The 15956-nt window shown below is 55.4% G+C and carries 14 protein-coding genes; 7 read left to right on the top strand and 7 right to left on the bottom strand.

From position 1 onward, the window contains the following. The first annotated feature begins 17 nt into the window (after window positions 1-17). Entirely contained in the window at window positions 18-473 is a 456-nt protein-coding gene (locus tag MLAB_RS06225) for a very short patch repair endonuclease (protein ID WP_011833552.1), read from the top strand. Between the two features lie 126 nt (window positions 474-599). On the opposite strand, the gene MLAB_RS09855 is transcribed toward MLAB_RS06225, so the two are convergent. The 3 genes from MLAB_RS09855 to MLAB_RS06215 all read right to left on the bottom strand — a co-directional run bounded on the left by MLAB_RS09855 (window position 600) and on the right by MLAB_RS06215 (window position 4204). Beyond that, entirely contained in the window at window positions 600-761 is a 162-nt protein-coding gene (locus tag MLAB_RS09855; protein ID WP_187146106.1) for a hypothetical protein, read from the bottom strand. A 167-nt stretch (window positions 762-928) separates the two neighbouring features. Next, window positions 929-2524: a TIGR03768 family metallophosphoesterase gene (locus tag MLAB_RS06220; protein ID WP_187146105.1), complete on the bottom strand. Its 1596-nt coding sequence runs from the start codon at window positions 2522-2524 to the stop codon at window positions 929-931. Between the two features lie 57 nt (window positions 2525-2581). Beyond that, window positions 2582-4204 carry a putative manganese-dependent inorganic diphosphatase gene (locus MLAB_RS06215; RefSeq protein ID WP_011833550.1) on the bottom strand — a complete coding sequence of 541 codons (1623 nt, stop codon included), beginning with the start codon at window positions 4202-4204 and terminating at the stop codon, window positions 2582-2584. Between the two features lie 120 nt (window positions 4205-4324). Between MLAB_RS06215 and MLAB_RS06210 the strand changes: the two genes are divergently transcribed. Continuing rightward, on the top strand, window positions 4325-4615 hold the full coding sequence (locus MLAB_RS06210) for a UPF0058 family protein (RefSeq protein ID WP_011833549.1): 291 nt from the start codon (window positions 4325-4327) through the stop codon (window positions 4613-4615). 50 nt (window positions 4616-4665) lie between these two features. Here the strand turns inward: MLAB_RS06210 and MLAB_RS06205 are convergent, their stop codons facing one another. The 3 genes from MLAB_RS06205 to MLAB_RS06195 form a co-directional block, all read right to left on the bottom strand. Continuing rightward, window positions 4666-5067, bottom strand: coding sequence for a hypothetical protein (locus MLAB_RS06205; protein WP_011833548.1), 402 nt, complete (start codon window positions 5065-5067; stop codon window positions 4666-4668). A 28-nt stretch (window positions 5068-5095) separates the two neighbouring features. Next, the gene (locus tag MLAB_RS06200; protein ID WP_011833547.1) at window positions 5096-5899 is read right to left on the bottom strand and encodes an ATP-grasp domain-containing protein; all 804 of its coding nucleotides are present in this window, start codon (window positions 5897-5899) and stop codon (window positions 5096-5098) included. A 717-nt stretch (window positions 5900-6616) separates the two neighbouring features. Then, a complete protein-coding gene (locus MLAB_RS06195) occupies window positions 6617-7885 on the bottom strand; it encodes a proteasome-activating nucleotidase (RefSeq protein ID WP_011833546.1) in 1269 nt (422 codons plus the stop codon). Between the two features lie 189 nt (window positions 7886-8074). Here MLAB_RS06195 and MLAB_RS06190 point away from each other — a divergent pair, with 189 nt between their 5' ends. The 3 genes from MLAB_RS06190 to MLAB_RS09715 all read left to right on the top strand — a co-directional run bounded on the left by MLAB_RS06190 (window position 8075) and on the right by MLAB_RS09715 (window position 9587). Further along, a complete protein-coding gene (locus MLAB_RS06190) occupies window positions 8075-8593 on the top strand; it encodes a multiprotein bridging factor aMBF1 (RefSeq protein ID WP_048062268.1) in 519 nt (172 codons plus the stop codon). After that, a complete protein-coding gene (tpiA, locus tag MLAB_RS06185; RefSeq protein ID WP_011833544.1) occupies window positions 8593-9258 on the top strand; it encodes a triose-phosphate isomerase in 666 nt (221 codons plus the stop codon). Before MLAB_RS06190 ends, tpiA begins: the two co-directional genes overlap by 1 nt. A gap of 95 nt (window positions 9259-9353) precedes the next feature. Beyond that, window positions 9354-9587 (top strand): hypothetical protein, encoded by a 234-nt coding sequence (locus MLAB_RS09715; RefSeq protein ID WP_048062071.1) that lies wholly within the window; start codon window positions 9354-9356, stop codon window positions 9585-9587. Between the two features lie 232 nt (window positions 9588-9819). Here the strand turns inward: MLAB_RS09715 and MLAB_RS06175 are convergent, their stop codons facing one another. After that, window positions 9820-10842: a C45 family autoproteolytic acyltransferase/hydolase gene (locus MLAB_RS06175; RefSeq protein WP_281034019.1), complete on the bottom strand. Its 1023-nt coding sequence runs from the start codon at window positions 10840-10842 to the stop codon at window positions 9820-9822. A 555-nt stretch (window positions 10843-11397) separates the two neighbouring features. On the opposite strand from MLAB_RS06175, the gene mutS reads away from it, so the two are divergent. Both mutS and mutL read left to right on the top strand, forming a co-directional pair. After that, a complete protein-coding gene (mutS, locus tag MLAB_RS06170; RefSeq protein ID WP_011833541.1) occupies window positions 11398-13992 on the top strand; it encodes a DNA mismatch repair protein MutS in 2595 nt (864 codons plus the stop codon). After that, window positions 13989-15755, top strand: a complete 1767-nt coding sequence (mutL, locus tag MLAB_RS06165) for a DNA mismatch repair endonuclease MutL (RefSeq protein WP_011833540.1) — start codon at window positions 13989-13991, stop codon at window positions 15753-15755. Before mutS ends, mutL begins: the two co-directional genes overlap by 4 nt. Window positions 15756-15956 lie beyond the last annotated feature (201 nt).

Below are 15956 nucleotides of genomic sequence, written 5' to 3'. Positions count from 1 at the left end.
TCGATAAATAATTCACCATGGATAGAGTAACTCCCGAACACCGTAGTTGGATGATGAGTCGAGTTCGGTCAAAGAAAACTAAACCGGAACAACTCGTTGCTTCCTATCTGAGGGAATCTCATATCGGCTATCGACGATGTCGGACCGATCTTCCGGGAAAACCGGACTTCGTTCTTTCCAAATATCGAGCCGTCATTTTTGTGAATGGATGTTTTTGGCATGGTCATGCGGGGTGCAAACGTGCCACCATTCCCAAAACGAATACGGAGTGGTGGATTGCTAAATTTCAACAAAATAAATTACGCGATGAGAGAAATTATGCACAGCTTCGGGAAATGGGGTGGCGGGTTTTCGTAATTTGGGAATGTGAACTTGGGAACGATGTGGAATATAAACTCAAGGAATTAGTGAAGGAAATGCTGCTTTGGGATGATTATCCTGCTGATGACTATCCAGACGAAATATTCTACTAATCAAAAATCCATAGGTCGGTTTCCATTCCTGCATCCTATAATGAGGATTCTCCACCGCGTCGGGCTCCACGCCGGAGTCGCCTTCCCGCACCCCAGTCAGAAATAAAAGATATCTTTACTCCCTAATCAAGGAGCCGCCGGGGCGGCGACAGGATTTGCCCGAACGTTCCCGATGAGGGATGAACCGGCGGGACGATAAGACCCGCCGAGTTCAAGTGAGGAATAGCAAATCCGATTCTTCTCGCCCGAAGGGCGGATTCGCGCCGATTCGCGGTTGGTTTTTCTCATGCGTCCAAAAATAGAATATCCCCCCTCTTTGTTTTTTGTGCATTTAGTTGATTTTAGATAGTTTCGTGTTTTCGTCTTTACTTTCGTGCATTTCGTGTGCTGAAACTTAATGTCCCACTCCCCAAAACCCCAATCGAAAAAAAGTATGAATTGATTCAGCCGACTGTTCACTTAACCCGGACGAGAAGCTCCGCATTCTCGATCCCGACATCGGTTTTCCCGCTCATCTGTGCCGCCGCGATAGAATAGGACCGGGACTTCTCCGCGAGCGGGTCTCCCTCCACATCGACATCCACACACACCGTCTTGATACCCACAAGCTCATCGGAATACCGCGTGATCTCGAACGTTCTGAACTCCTGCGGGAAATCCCTCAGCGAAGCCGTCTCCACGACCCAGAACCCGTACTCCGGATGTGCCGGATCGGGCGATGCGATCGGCAGAATCGTATTCATATGGTTGTGACCCGAGACCCACATCAGCAGATTCGGATACTTCTGCAGCTCCGTGATCAGTTCCGTCTGGGAAACTTCCGAGTTCAGACTCCAGCCGGAAGGTGCTCCCTCCTCCATCGTCGCGATCGGGATATGTGCGCCGATGATCATCAAAACGCCGTCCTCCTGTCCCTTCTGCAGCTCCGCCTTCAGCCAGGCAAACCGCTCCTCGTCAAGCGAACCGCGGCCGTGTGCCCAGATATCGCCGATCGTCGAGCCGTTCTCGGTTGTATCATCCAGCATGATGATCCTAACACCCTCCACCGGGTCGAACGAATAGCACGCGAAATCATTCGCGATCATCTCTTCAGTATAGCCGTGACCATACGGAAGCGAACTCGAATTCAGGAATTCCTGCATGAACCCGATTCTGACACCGTCATCCGAGATCGCGTGACGGTTTGCATCCGCGATCACGGTCGGGGCCGACGCAAAGCTGGAAACACTGCCCATATCGATGATCGTCCCGTTCGGGTCCGACCCGTTAAAGACACCCATATAATAGCCGGTAAGCGACGTGTCTCCGGTCACCGTCACATCCAGCCGCAGATTCGCGACCGTATCGCCGACGAGGACACTGCTGAGGTTCTCATCCATTGCAAACACGCCGGTAAAGAACTCATCGTGATTGCCGATCGTCTGATACCAGGGCATATCCAGGCCTTCCGCCGTAAACGTCTGCTGGTAATCGATATTCTCCTTCCCGGCAGTTCCGCCCGAAACCGGAGTGATCGTCTTTCCGTCGAGAACGTCGATATACCAGCGCAGTTCATTATACTGATCATTGTTCGCCGCATCGCCAAGCGAGAGAACAAGGTCCAGCTTATTCTCTTTATTGATATTGTTGATCGTTTTTACTGCGGCATTCAGAACCTGGGTCGAATACATCGAGACCGGGGAATATGCCGAAGGGAAAGGCCTGAGATAGCCGAGAGCGATCACCTGAAGCGGTGACTCCTCATCCGTGATGTGGATATCCGAGATCGTAGCAAACGAAAGAAGCTCCGTTCCCGTACCCGAAGCGTTCATCCCGCCGGCGATATCGTCCCGTACGGTGAGCGGCACGCCGTCTCCGTAGGTCCATTCGCCGAACCCGTTGTAATGGTACATGCTGAGATTTGCGGGCGTAATGGTCTGGTTTGCTCCCGGATCGACCGGGACAACGGTACGCTCCGTTGTGTTCAATGATTCCATCTGACTCACACAACCGCTGGAAAACACCAGCAGCACGGCGAATAGTACGATGAGTACTACCAAAATGCGTGACATAATCATAGCATTATGTCCGTGTCAGCTATAAGAGGATATCTAAATAAAAAGTGAAAATTAGAAGACTGAGTCCAGCATTCGCCCGAAATGCGGCACAAAATCCTTTTTCCTCGAAACGACCCCCGGCAGATGCATGGGGGTCTTCTGCCAGTTCATCGCAAGCATCGTTGCCTCGTCGGCCGCCGTGAACATATCCGAACCCATCTCCGAGACACTGGTATATAATGCGATATAGATGTCCGGGGCATGCGGCTGCCGGAGTTTTGCATCCAGCGCCGCAAAGATCGCGTCGGCATTCGTCTTCGCATATGCATACGACGGGACAAGGATCTGCGAAATGATCACCCGTTTGCCGGACAGGTTATACTCTTTTGTGTCTCTCTCGAGAAGTTCGTCCTGCGAAACGCCCGAAAGCGACATACCTTCCGCGATCAGTTCGTTCGCGTAGGAGGCCGGATCCACCCCGGCGATCTCCGAGAGGAAGCGGACCGCGTCCTCGTCCTGCTTTGTCGTCGTCGACATCTTCAGGCCGAGCGTATCCGAAAGGATACCCGAAAGCAGGATCCCCGCCACGTTCTTGTCCGGCTTGATCCCTGCTTCCATGAACCGTCTGGTTACGATCGTCGAGGTCGAACCGACCGGCTCCATATCGAACCGGATCGGGCGAAGGGTCGCCATCGCCCCGAGCCGGTGGTGGTCGATGATCTCGATGATGTCTGCCGTCTCGATCCCCTCGACCGCCTGGCTGTACTCGTTGTGGTCGACCAGGATCACCGACTTCGCCACGTCCTCCATCAGCGAGTTCCGGGAGATCGTGCCGAGCAGTTTGTCGTTCTCGTCCACCACACAGGCCGTCCGGTACTTCGAGTTCGACACGATTTGCTTCACGTATTCCATCGTGTCCGCGATACGGACGGTCGGCACATCCTTCGTCATGATCGTCTCGGCGGGGAGTGTTAAGTGGATCATCTTCGCGACCCCGAACGCGTCGACCTCGGTCGAGATCACCGTCACGCCTTTTTCCGAGGCGGATGCGAGCAGCCTCTGCCCGACCGGTGCCGAATCCGCGATGATCAGGGCCGCGATCCCGGCCGAGACCAGTGCGAGCTGCGTCGGCTCGTCGTCCCCGACGATCGCGATATCCTTTTTCGTGATGCGGGAGAGGATCACGTGCAGGGCGTCGATCGAGATATACACCGCTCCTTCAAGGACGGTGTGATTTTTCACCCGCACCGTTCCGTGCAGGATCCGTGCGAGCGTATCCACGCTCACCGGCGAAACGGCGAGCGTCTCCATCTTCGTGTTCGAGACATAGGCTCTTGCAAGACCGTGCTCGCTCACGAGACCGATCAGGTTCCCGTTCGGATCCGTGATCGGCAGATTCCGCAGATCGTTCTTATCCATCAGCTCGATCACGTCGATCGTCGGTGTTTCCGCATTCGCGCTCTCCGGGTGCGTGAACGGAATATCCGCCACCGACGGCTCGACGCTTAAGACAAGGGCCGGACCTTCCAGATCGAACTTCGCGAGAGCGTACTTCGACTCGGCGTTCAGGTCGCCGCAGCGTGCCGCGATATACGTATCCTTCCCGTCCCTGTTCAGAAATGCCGCATATCCGATCGCACTGCATATACTGTCAGTATCCGGATGACGGTGGCCTATCACATATATTGACTTCAACTGAGACTCTCCTGACGATATATGGGTATAGTTTGGCGGTAAATAAGATAGACTTTTTCCGGCCGGATTTTTCGCTCACGCAAATTATTAAGACATTTCACCCCTTATCTATTTGGCATCATGCACAAGGAAGAACTACTTGAGCTTCATCAGATATTTTTTGACATCAAAGTATACTACGAGTCAATCAACCCGGATCTGAAGTTTCCCCAATACAATGCACTGAAAATTACCCCGGACATGGTCAACCGGAGCAAACTCGAACACAAATATGCGATCTTCATTCTCGGCTCCGAGATCGCCGCAGCCATGAAAGAGATCGAGACCATTTCCTCACGCGGCATCCCGACCCGCATGAAAGAGCTTGCCGACCGCACGCTCAAGGAAATGGAATCCGAAAAGGAACAGTAAATAAAAACAGGCGGGGATCCCCCCATAACCCGCCTTTTCTTTCATCTTTTTTAGTTCTTGACGAACTCGATACCGATCACCGTGTAGCTCTGCTCGTTGCTGTTCATAACGAGCTTGTTCTGCTGGGAGAATCCGGATGCAGCGACGGTAAAGAACAGATTGTAGTTTAAGTTGCTCGACTTGGTCCAGGTGAAGTCGGAAGGCAGTTCGGTTCCCATGCTTTTTACGGTAACTTTTCCGGTTCCGTCCTCGTTGAAGACCATCGTGTAATACTCGGCGTTTCCGGCGTTGGTGGTCTGTCCGGTCCATGTTCCAAAGATCGGGTCAAGCGCATTCGTGCCCACGTCCGGCGTCTCCGACCCGGTTACAAAAGACGTGGTCACACATCCCGCGGTGACGATACAGAGGAAAATGATCCCAATAATAAGGGGAGTGAGAAGAGATTTGTTCATATGAGAAATAGAGTTGGGAATTATTTAATTATTTCCTGCCTTCTTTGTCCTGGCGGATCAGATAATCGGCAAGAAGTTTGGGGATCGGTGCAGTCATGCAGTGCCAGTTCGGAGTGCCGTTTACTTCGAGAACAGTGTAGCCGCCGTCTTCGAGAGGCAGAAGATCGACCCCGCAGTAGTCGATGCCGACCGCCCGGGCCGCTCCCTCTGCGGCTTCAGCCATGTCTTTTGGGATCTCGACGGCCTGCCCGCATCCACCCTGATGGATATTGTGGGTAAGGTGCGGGGATTCGCGTTTGATCGCTCCTACTGCTTCATAATCGATGACGAAGATCCGGTAGTCCCGGTCGTTTTTGACGTATTCCTGCACGTAGTAGGGCGGCTCTTCTTTGATCTCATCGGCGGAGTGGAAGAGATAGATCCCGTTCCCGTCGAATCCGTAGACCGGTTTATAGACGGCTTTCCCCCCGTGTGCATCGACGAACTTCTGGACCTTTGCCTTACTGTTCGTAAAGCAGGTGGCCGGACTCGGCGCTCCCGACTGGAGGATCTTTGCGGTCGTCGTAACTTTGCTTGCGCATATCGCGATCGCTTCCGGGGAGTTGATCACGTGGTTTTCCAGTTCGAGGGCTTTGAGAAGTTCGAACTGGACGCCGTCCTGTTTTATCCCGCATGCCCAGATCGTTTCTCCAAACACCGGGAGATCGAACGGATCGACGGCCGCAAGGTCGAGGTTGACGAACGGAACGCCGCGTCTTCTCAGTTCTTCCTGGACCATGCCGGTGGAGTTGTCGGTTGGAGTATCGGTCGGTTTAGGGATAATATGAATCATTAATTTGTGTTTGCTTTGGCGATGTAATAAGCCTGCCGTGATAGTGCTGACCCCTTTTAAAGTGACGCCCTGCGGTGAAAAAATATGGAAAATGTTTGCGGGTGGTTGCGAATGATTCTTGTTCCTTTTTCCAGGTTTCTTGTAATGGATTTATTGAGTGGTACTACTCATCACACGAAATGCACGAAAAACACACAAAAACACGAAAAGTAAAAATCCGGGAGGCGAGATACATGTGACCCCCTCCCCAGTCTCCTCCCCAGTCTATCGACTTGCTCGACTGAGGTTGTCAGCTTCGCAGCCAACCTATCCCCCACACGAAACTTTCGAAAATCAACGAAATTCACGAAAAGGGGGATAGGGACGGATGTAAACGGCAACTAACTTTCTTCGTGTTATTACACTTTTATTTTCAGGTCCATACGAATAAATATCAACCGTGCACGCAGGTCAAAAGATATACCACTGATCTGCCCTTCACCGCGGCCCCCCTTTTCGTGAATTTCGTTGATTTTCGACAGTTTCGTGTGGATGGCAGGGGGGAATGATATGCATGCCCACATCTCTCGTCTTTTTCTTTTTCGTGTTTTTGTGTGTTTTTCGTGCATTTCGTGTGATGGGCGGGCTTGCCCCGCAGTGGGTGGCTTCAGCCGATCAAGTCAATGACGTGCGAAGATGCACCCACCAAAAAAAGTACGAAAAAAATTATAAAAAAAATTATGAATACATCCCGTCAGGGAGGGGCATGATCTTCTCAGTTCGTCCCTTTCTGACCGCCTCGATCGCTTTGGCGAAATCTTCGCCGCTGACCCTCGTCCTGCCGTTTCGAACGGCATTCATGCCGGCTTCCACGCAGATCGCCATAAGCTCCGATCCGTTCATGTTCGGGGTCTCGGCCGCGATCTTTTCAAGCGAGACGCTCTTTGCAAGATGCATATTCTTCGTGTGGATCGCCAGGATCATTGCCCGTCCCGCTTCATCAGGGAGAGGGAACTCGATGATCCGGTCGAACCGTCCGGGGCGTAAGAGCGCCTGATCGAGGATATCCATCCGGTTCGTGGCCGCGATGATCTTCACGTTCCCCCGCGTATTGAATCCGTCCAGTTCGGACAAAAGCTGCATCAGGGTCCGGTTCACTTCGTGATCGCCTGCCGAGTAGGCATCGTTGCTTCGTGACGATCCGATCGCGTCGATCTCGTCGATAAAAATGATCGCGGGAGCCTTGTCTCGTGCGAGAGCGAACAGTTCCCGAACGAGCCGTGCCCCTTCGCCGATATACTTCTGCACGAGTTCGGAGCCGACGACACGGATGAAGGCGGCGTTCGTCTCGTGGGATACCGCTTTTGCAAGCAGGGTCTTGCCGGTTCCCGGCGGCCCGACGAGAAGCACGCCTTTCGGCGGCTCGATACCCACTTTTGCGAACAGATCGGGTTTCAGGAGCGGCAGTTCCGCTGCTTCGCGTAAGAGGGTCTTCTGGAGTTCGAGTCCGCCGATATCTGCGTAGCTGACGTTCGGCGCCGTTTCGACCTCCATGCCGGAGATGAGAGTATCGTATTTGTTCGGCAGGACCTCGATAAGGACGAAGGACTGCGGATGCAGGGCACACTGTCTCCCGGGGATTATCTCTTTTGGGTCGACCGTCTCGCTTACCTTCGAGAGGAACTGCGGCCCGGTCGTGCTCCTTACAATAACTCGTTCATCCGACGCGAGGGCTTCGATCGTCCCGATCACGAGCGGCGGGGTGCGGTACTGTTCCAGATCGCCTTTCAGCCGTTTCGCCTCGCGTTTATACTGATCCCTTTCAGATTCCGTTGCCGCCGCCTGCAGCCTGAGCTGTCTGACCGTTTCCCGCAGCTCATAGTTGCGGCTTTCCAGGGCAATGTTGGTTTTTCTGAGCTGTGCAAGCTCATCCGACGACATAACCGGTTCGACGGAGATGATCGGCGTGATCACATCCTGATTGTCATCCTGCCCAGATTCAGTCATAAAAATACCCCTATGTTTGGTATATCTGACGAATGCAGTAAAGTATCTTTCGAAAGGATACATTTTGCATGCCGCGGATTTTTTCCCGCAGTTTTCGCCCTCATTTCCGTCCATTCACCGACAGAGAGTATTGCCGGATAGGAAAAGGGTTAATGTATGCGAGGGAAAATATAGATGAGCGAGTATATCATGCAGACAGAATATTGTGAGTTATGCGGGGTAGCACTGAGTAAGAAAGGCAAACTGGTGCAGATCGAGGGAGCAAAGCCGATGAGAGTCTGCGACAAGTGCGCCAAGCTTGGGACCGAGGTCCAGGCACCGCGTGCTCCGGTCCAGTCGTTCGGCCGCCCGGTCATTACGACCAAGGCCAAGTCGCCGTCCCAGGCCAGTCAGCAGGCGAACCGCAAGCGGGATATGTTCGATTTCATCGAGGGCGATATCGTGGAGGATTACCCCCAGCGGATCGCATCGGCCCGTCTTGCCAAAGGCTATACCCAGAAGGATCTTGCCTTCATTTTGAAGATGCAGGAAGGAGACATCAAGAAGTTCGAACGCGGCGAGCGTGCCCCGACAGAGGCAGAACGCAAGAAGCTCGAAAAGGAGCTCGGCATCGTTCTTCTGGATGTGTCCGATGACGACGACAAGCTTCAGGCAGGCGGCGTCGCATCCACCACGCTCGGCGATGTTCTTCAGGTGAAGAGGAAGTAATGTCGTCTCCGCTTATCCTGGTGAACTTCAAGTCATACCGCGAAGGAGCGGGCAATGCGGCAGGACAGATAGCTTCGGCCGCCGAACTTGTGATGCAGGAGTCGGGCGTGACTATCGGTATCGCTCCGCAGTTTGTGGAGCTTCACCCGTTCTGCAAGCATTACGAGATCCCGGTGTATGCCCAGCACATCGATGCGGTGGAAGGAGCTTTCACCGGCCGGATCCCTGCATTCACGGTGCGGGCGGCCGGCTGTGTTGGGTCGCTGATCAATCACTCGGAACGAAGACTGACGATCGCAGAGATTGAGGCATGCGTCGAAGCGGCGAAGTTCAATCATCTGGAGTCGGTGGTCTGCACGAACAATGTGGGCGTTTCGGCAGCGGCCGCGGCGTTTTCGCCGACGTATGTGGCTGTCGAGCCGCCGGAACTTATCGGCTCGGGCATCTCGGTCGCAAAAGCGGATCCCGATATCATCAGAAATTCGGTTGCTGCAGTGAAAAAGATCAGCTCGGACGTTAAGGTCCTCTGCGGTGCAGGCATCCAGTCGGGCGAGTGCGTAAAAACGGCGGTCGATCTTGGAGCTGACGGCGTTCTGCTCGCATCCAGCGTCGTGAAGGCAAAGGATCCGGAGGCCGTGCTTCGCGATCTGGTGTCCCTTTTATAATTCCTGAATACTACTCAAATAAGCTCAAATACTTTTTTTTAATAGGACTTACGCGGTGTTAATCCCTCTTCAATTAGGGAAGAGTATTACTGGGTATGGACACAAGAGATTATTTGACCGCGAATCTCCGCGAATTAACGCGAATCGCATTTTTCTTGCGCCACCGTGCTCTGCTCCGGCTTATCGCCTACGCAGGAATCGCACGTCGTCTGGAAAAATGCTGGGGAAAAACCGGCGTGCCGGTTTTTCTCTTCGTTACCTTCTCTTTTTTGTGTAATTGGAAATATAATGAAACAACAGAAAAACCCGCAGGCGGGTTTTTCCGATAGCATTTTTCAAGTGAGGGCGCGATTCCTGCGTAGGCGATAAGCCGAAGCAGAGTGCCCGAACGTAAGGAAAATGCGATTCGCGTTAATTCGCGGAGATTCGCGGTTGGTTTTCTTTTTGTCTGCACTAATGCCGTACACGAAATCGAAGTGCATGTCATAAGTAAATCAGTTTTTTCTCGGTTAAGATCACAACCCTGCATAAGTCCTATCTGAAAAAAAGAGGTTGGGGTGATTATTCTGCGAAAAGGGGTGAGAGACTGACTTTCTGCCACGTCATATCCACGACTTTGAACCAGAGCGTTTCATCCGCCGGGACGAAGACGATCTGGTGGTTCGAGGAGCAGGGGATCCCGTCGAAGACCGTGTGGGTGAAGGTCGCTCCGCCGTCTTCGTAGGCGACATCACGGATGCCGACCATCTTCTCGCCGTCGATGCTGCCCTTTGCCTCTTCGGCCTGCCCGAGCAGGTTGTCGTACCGGATCACGGAGTTTGGCTCGGGGACGATGCCGGTCCAGAAGGGATCGACGAAGTGGTTTGCTGCGGCAATGACCCCGTCGCCGGTCCGCTGTTTTGTTTCGACGAGGCCGACTTCATAGACGTATGCCCCGGTCACTCCGGCGGCGTCCACGATGACGGTCCCGCTTGGACGAAGCGCCCGGATGCCTGCGTCGAGTCCGTCAAGGTCGGAGAAGTCGAGCATCAGACCGAAGAAGGCGGCGAGGATCTCCTGCCGGTTTTCCGGTGCGGAAATTCCCTGGCCGGAGGCATCGTCGGAGATGTAGAGCCCTTTGCTGTTCATGAGGGTCTCGGGGGCCGCGGCGGCCGGCGAGAATGTGGCAACGCTGTTGCTTCCATCGGTCGGGTTGTAGACGGCAAGGACGTAATACTGGTTGAACGGTTCGAGTTCGTCGGAGGTGTCCCAGTTCCGCGAGACGACGACGGATCCGTTGACGGTGTATTCATCCCAGACGGCGAGGTAGGAGCAGGCGTACGGCGTTGTCAGGTAGAGGATCGGGCCGTAGTAGAGGACATATGCGTCATCTTCTGTGAGGCCGGTGACCTCGGCCATCCCGCGATAGATCTCCTTTATCCGTTCGGGCAGGAACGGTTCGTTGTCCCGGACCAGGGACCTGATCTCGTCGATGGTGTAGCCTCTGGACTGGAGTTCGGTTGTTATCATCGCGTATTCGGCGAGCAGTTCGTCTTTCATGAGCCCGCCATACTGCCGCCCCATCTCCCGGTAGGTTCCGTTCAGGACGATGACAGTGTAGTTCCCGGCAAGATACCGGTCGCCGTTTTCATATGAGGATACAAACTGCAGGGAGGAGTTTTCGACAGTCGCCGTCTGGCTGATTAAGGGGGCAATGCACCCGGAAACGAGGATCGCCGCAAAGAGTCCGGCAATGAGGAAAGTTGTGGTATATTTCGTGGAAATGATCGCACCTTCTGTGGATAATTTGCAGTATTTTCTTTCATGGTATTTACGGGTTTTGTTAGCGGGCTGCCCAATAGGGCAGCCTCAGCTGAGCAAGGCTTTGCCTTGCGAGGGCGGGTTGGACGCTGAAAGCGGACAACCTTAGCCGAGCAAACCGAAGGTTTGAGAGAGCGGGCTACCCCACAGTCGCAAGTCTCTTGCAGAGACTTGCTCCGTTAAGGGCACTTCTATCCCGCAGACTTGGTCAGCCCTTCGGCCTTCCCGCGTCAGTCGCAAGTTTTCGCTTCACTCAAACTTGCTCCGCTGAGGTTGCCCCATCGGGTCAACCCGCGTTCCAAATCATTCATACCCTTTCGCAAACAACATATCATCAGTATGGTCTCTCCCAAAAAACTCACTCCCGCCATGGAACAGGTCAAAACATTCAAGGAAAAATACCCTGACTGTATCCTTTTCATGCGGATGGGTGACTTTTACGAGACCTTCTTCGAAGACGCCGAGATCTGTGCCCGCGAACTCGACATCGTCCAGACCTCCCGCTCCAAAGACCCCGAAGGAAACCCGATCCCTCTAGCAGGCATCCCCTACCACGCAGTCGACCTTTACCTTCCCCGAATGATCCGCAAAGGCTACAAAGTCGCCGTCTGCGAACAGGTCGAGGACCCGAAACTTGCAAAAGGCGTCGTAAAGCGGGACGTCGTCAGAGTCGTCACTCCCGGAACGGCGATCGACGCCGACGTCATCCCCGGTCCTACCGCCCGCTACCTCATGGCGCTGTGTTCCGACGCCAAAAAAACCGTCATGGGTCTTGCCTTCCTCGACATCTCCACCGGCGAATTCTTCGTCCGGGAGATCCCCTTCGAGCCGGGATTTTCCGCCCTCGCCACCGAAATAGAACAGTACAATCCTCTTGAGATCCTCGTCCCGCAGGGCATCTCCGCGGACCTCATCTCTTTCCTCGCCTCAACATGTAAGGTCCTCACTCCCGGCCGCTCCGGTCTCTTCGTTGACGGCACCGCCGAACTCACCGCCGCATTTTGCGTCTCCTCCTTAGACGGATTCGATGTCAGTTCCGCAGAATGCATCAATGCTGCCGCAGCCGCTCTCCGCTATGCAAAAGAGACCCAGAAAACAAGTCTCCCCCACATCCGCGGATTCTCCAGAAAATACGCAAACGACGCGATGATCCTGGACGCGATCACGCTCCGGAATCTCGAGATCCTCAATCCCCTCCGAGGCGACCGGAATGATACGACCCTCTTCGGCTTCCTCAACCGGACCAAGACCCCCATGGGGAGCCGTGTTCTGCGAAGCACCATCACCCGGCCGCTGACCTCGCCGGAAAAGATAAATCATCGTCTCGACGCCGTCGGGTTCTTCACCCGGCGCCCCGTCCTCCTCTCCGGGACCAGGACCATCCTCTCCAGGTTCACCGACATCGAACGGATCGCCGGCAGGATCGCCTACGGAAACGCCTCGCCGCGTGATCTTCTCGCTCTCGCCTCGAGTCTGGCCGCCGTTCCCGAACTCACCGCCGAACTCTGCGGCGCCGAAGGTCTCCTCAAAGACGAACTCGAACAGATCCCCTCCTTTGACGGCGTCGCCGATCTGATCCTTTCAGCGATCGTCGACGAGCCGCCTCTCGTCTACAAAAACGGCGGCGTCATCAGGGAAGGATACAGCAGCGACCTTGATCAAATCAGAAACATCGTCACCAACGGCCGCGACTGGATCGCCGAACTCCAGCAGACCGAACGGGAACGCACCGGGATCCGTTCGCTCAAGATCGCCTACAACAACGTGTTCGGCTACTACATCGAGATCACGAAGGCAAACCTCCATCTCGTCCCAGACACCTACGAACGCAAACAGACCACCGCAAACGGCGAGCGGTTCACGATCCCCGCCCTTCGCGAACGCGAAGCGGTGATGGCCCAGGCCGACGACCGCGTTCTCGCTCTCGAGATCTCGCTCTTCGAATCCCTTCTGACGCATCTCTCGGAGTTCGTCCCGGCTCTCCAGCAGGCGTCCCGTTCGATCGGCACGATCGACATGATCGCCGCGTTCGCAGACCTCTCCCTTTCCGGAAACTACGTCCGCCCCGAACTCGTTCCCGGAACGGAACTCCTCATCCGTGACGGCCGTCACCCGATCGTCGAAAACACCGTTCCCGGAGGCTATGTCCCTAACGACACCGAGATGAGTTCGATCGGCCAGCAGATCCTGATCCTCACCGGCGCAAACATGGCCGGTAAATCCACCTACATGCGAAGCGTCGCTCTCATCTGTATCATGGCCCAGACCGGCTGCTTCGTTCCGGCATCCTTTGCCCGGATCGGGATCGTCGACCGGGTCTTCACCAGGGTCGGGGCATCCGACGACCTCGCCGGCGGGCAGAGCACGTTCATGGTCGAGATGCTCGAACTCGCCAACATCCTCAACAATGCGACCGATCAAAGCCTCATCCTCTTAGATGAGATAGGGAGGGGCACGAGCACCGTTGACGGGTATGCGATCGCCCGGGCCGTGCTCGAATATCTCCACGGAAAAGGAGGGGCGGGTCCCCGCACGCTGTTTGCGACCCACTTCCACCAGCTGATCGGGATGGAGTCCGAGCTTCGCCGCGTGAGAAACTATCACTTCGCCGTGAAAGAGGACCAGCACGACATCACGTTCCTTCGAAAACTCATCCCCGGTGCGACGGACAGAAGCTACGGTATCCATGTCGCAAAGATCGCCGGCGTCCCGAAAAAAGTCCTGGTCCGTGCATCGGACCTCCTGAGAGAAGCTCTCACGCAGGATGCATCCTCCGGCGGGACGAAATACTACACGCAGATGCTTCTAACGGACGCCGAGCCGGCTCCGTCCGCCGTCGAAGAGCGGATCCGCGACGCCGATCCGAACATGATGACCCCTATGCAGGCGCTTATGTTCATCAACGAACTCAAGGCCCTGCTGGAGAAGAAATGAGCCGGGTCAAAATCCTCGACGAGGAGACGATCAGCCACATCGCGGCGGGCGAAGTGGTCGAGCGTGCGGCGTCCGTCGTGAAAGAGCTCGTCGAAAACGCCGTGGATGCGGACGCCCAAATCATCCGGATCGGCATATCGGCCGACAAAACCGGGATAACCAAAATCTCCGTCACGGACGACGGGATCGGGATGGACTTCGACGACGCTCTTCTGGCATTCCGCCAGCACGCAACAAGCAAGATATCCCGCCCTGAGGATCTCGATGGGATCACCACGCTCGGGTTCCGCGGCGAGGCTCTTGCAAGCATCGCGGCGATCTCGAAGGTGACCTTCACGACAAAGGAACGCGGCTCCCCTTCGCCCGAAGCGGCCCGCGTGGTGATCCACGGCGGCGAGCTGATCTCTCACTCGGCTGTTGGTGCGCCGGAAGGAACGAGCGTTCTTATCGACGCTCTCTTTTACAACACTCCCGCCCGGCGCAAGTTCCAGAAGTCCGTTCCAACGGAGTTGTCCCACGTCTACGACATGGTCGAGCGGATCGCCCTTTCGAACAGGAACATCTCGTTTGTTCTGCTGTACAACGGCAAAGAGCGGTTCCAGACCTTTGGGACAGGCTCGTATCCGGACGTGATCGCCGCGGTGTTCGGCTCCACCTTTTCCAAAGAGCTGACCCCGGTCTCCGGCAGTTTCGGGCCGGTGAAAATCGACGGCTGGATCACGCGTCCCGGCTCGGAGATGAAGACGACCCAGACGCGGTTTTATCTCTCGATAAACGGCCGGCAGGTGACGTCCCGCCAGCTGCAGTGGGCGATCCGCGAAGGATACGGCACGCTTCTGCCAAAGGGCATGTACCCTGCGGCGTTTCTTGATATCGTCCTCGATCCCCGGGACGTGGATGTGAACGTGCATCCGACAAAGCGGGAGGTCCGCCTCTCCCGCGAGAGGGAAGTGATGCGGTGCGTTCAGGATGCGGTCTATACATCGCTGCATGAAGAGCGGGTCTTTTCCACCGCCCCCATGCCTACCCTCGCCCGCGAGACTATCACGACCCTTCCGGTAGAGATCGTCGGCGAGCCGGTGCCTGTATATGCCGGGAAGCAGGAGATGCATGAGGCAAGACAGGCCCCTCTCAAACAGACGGAGAAGCAGCTTCGGCGGACCGAGTCTGCGGATCTGCCGGAGACCGATCTGTTCGTCCCGGAAGTCCTCGGGCAGATCGGGGACACCTACATTCTTGCGAAGAATGAATCCGGCGACCTTATCGTCGTGGATCAGCATGCGGCCCACGAGCGGATCATGTACGATCAGCTGCTCGCCCGCTCCTCGTCAGCGGAGGCCGGGCAGGAACTGATCGTCCCCCAGCCGATCACTCTCTCGAAAAAGGAGACCGCCGCCCTTCCCGATTTGCTGGATGTCCTCGCCGCCGCGGGATACCTTCTAGAACCGTTTGGAAAAGACGTCTGGATGGTCCGCTCCGTCCCCGTCGTCTCCTCAACGCTCGGCGACCCGGACACCATCCATGCGATCCTGGACGCGGCGCTGGACGGGGTGGGGAACACCGACGAGGTCCTTGATCGGGTGCTGAAGACCGCTGCGTGCCGTGCTGTTGTGAAGGGGAACACGCCGCTGACGATCGAACAGATGCAGCGTCTCTTACGCCAGCTTATGGCGACAAAATCCCCGTACACCTGCCCTCACGGTCGCCCTACGACGATCGTTCTCTCGAAATCGCGGTTGGCCGGGATGTTTCTGAGAACATAATCCGATCAAAAATCGTTATTGATTTAAATAGGATTTACGAGGTGTTATCCTCAATCCAATTCGGGAAGGGAATTACAGGGTGTGGAGACAAGAGATTATTTAACCGCGAATCTCCGCGAATTAACGCGAATCGCATTTTTCTTGCGCCTTCGTGCTCTGCTCCGGCTGATCGCCTACGCAGGAATCTCACGCCGTCTGGAA

This window comes from Methanocorpusculum labreanum Z, assembly GCF_000015765.1.
In the GTDB taxonomy this organism is placed as follows: domain Archaea; phylum Halobacteriota; class Methanomicrobia; order Methanomicrobiales; family Methanocorpusculaceae; genus Methanocorpusculum; species Methanocorpusculum labreanum.
The sequence above is the reverse complement of the archived record's forward strand: the minus strand, read 5'-3'. Positions and strand labels throughout refer to the sequence as shown.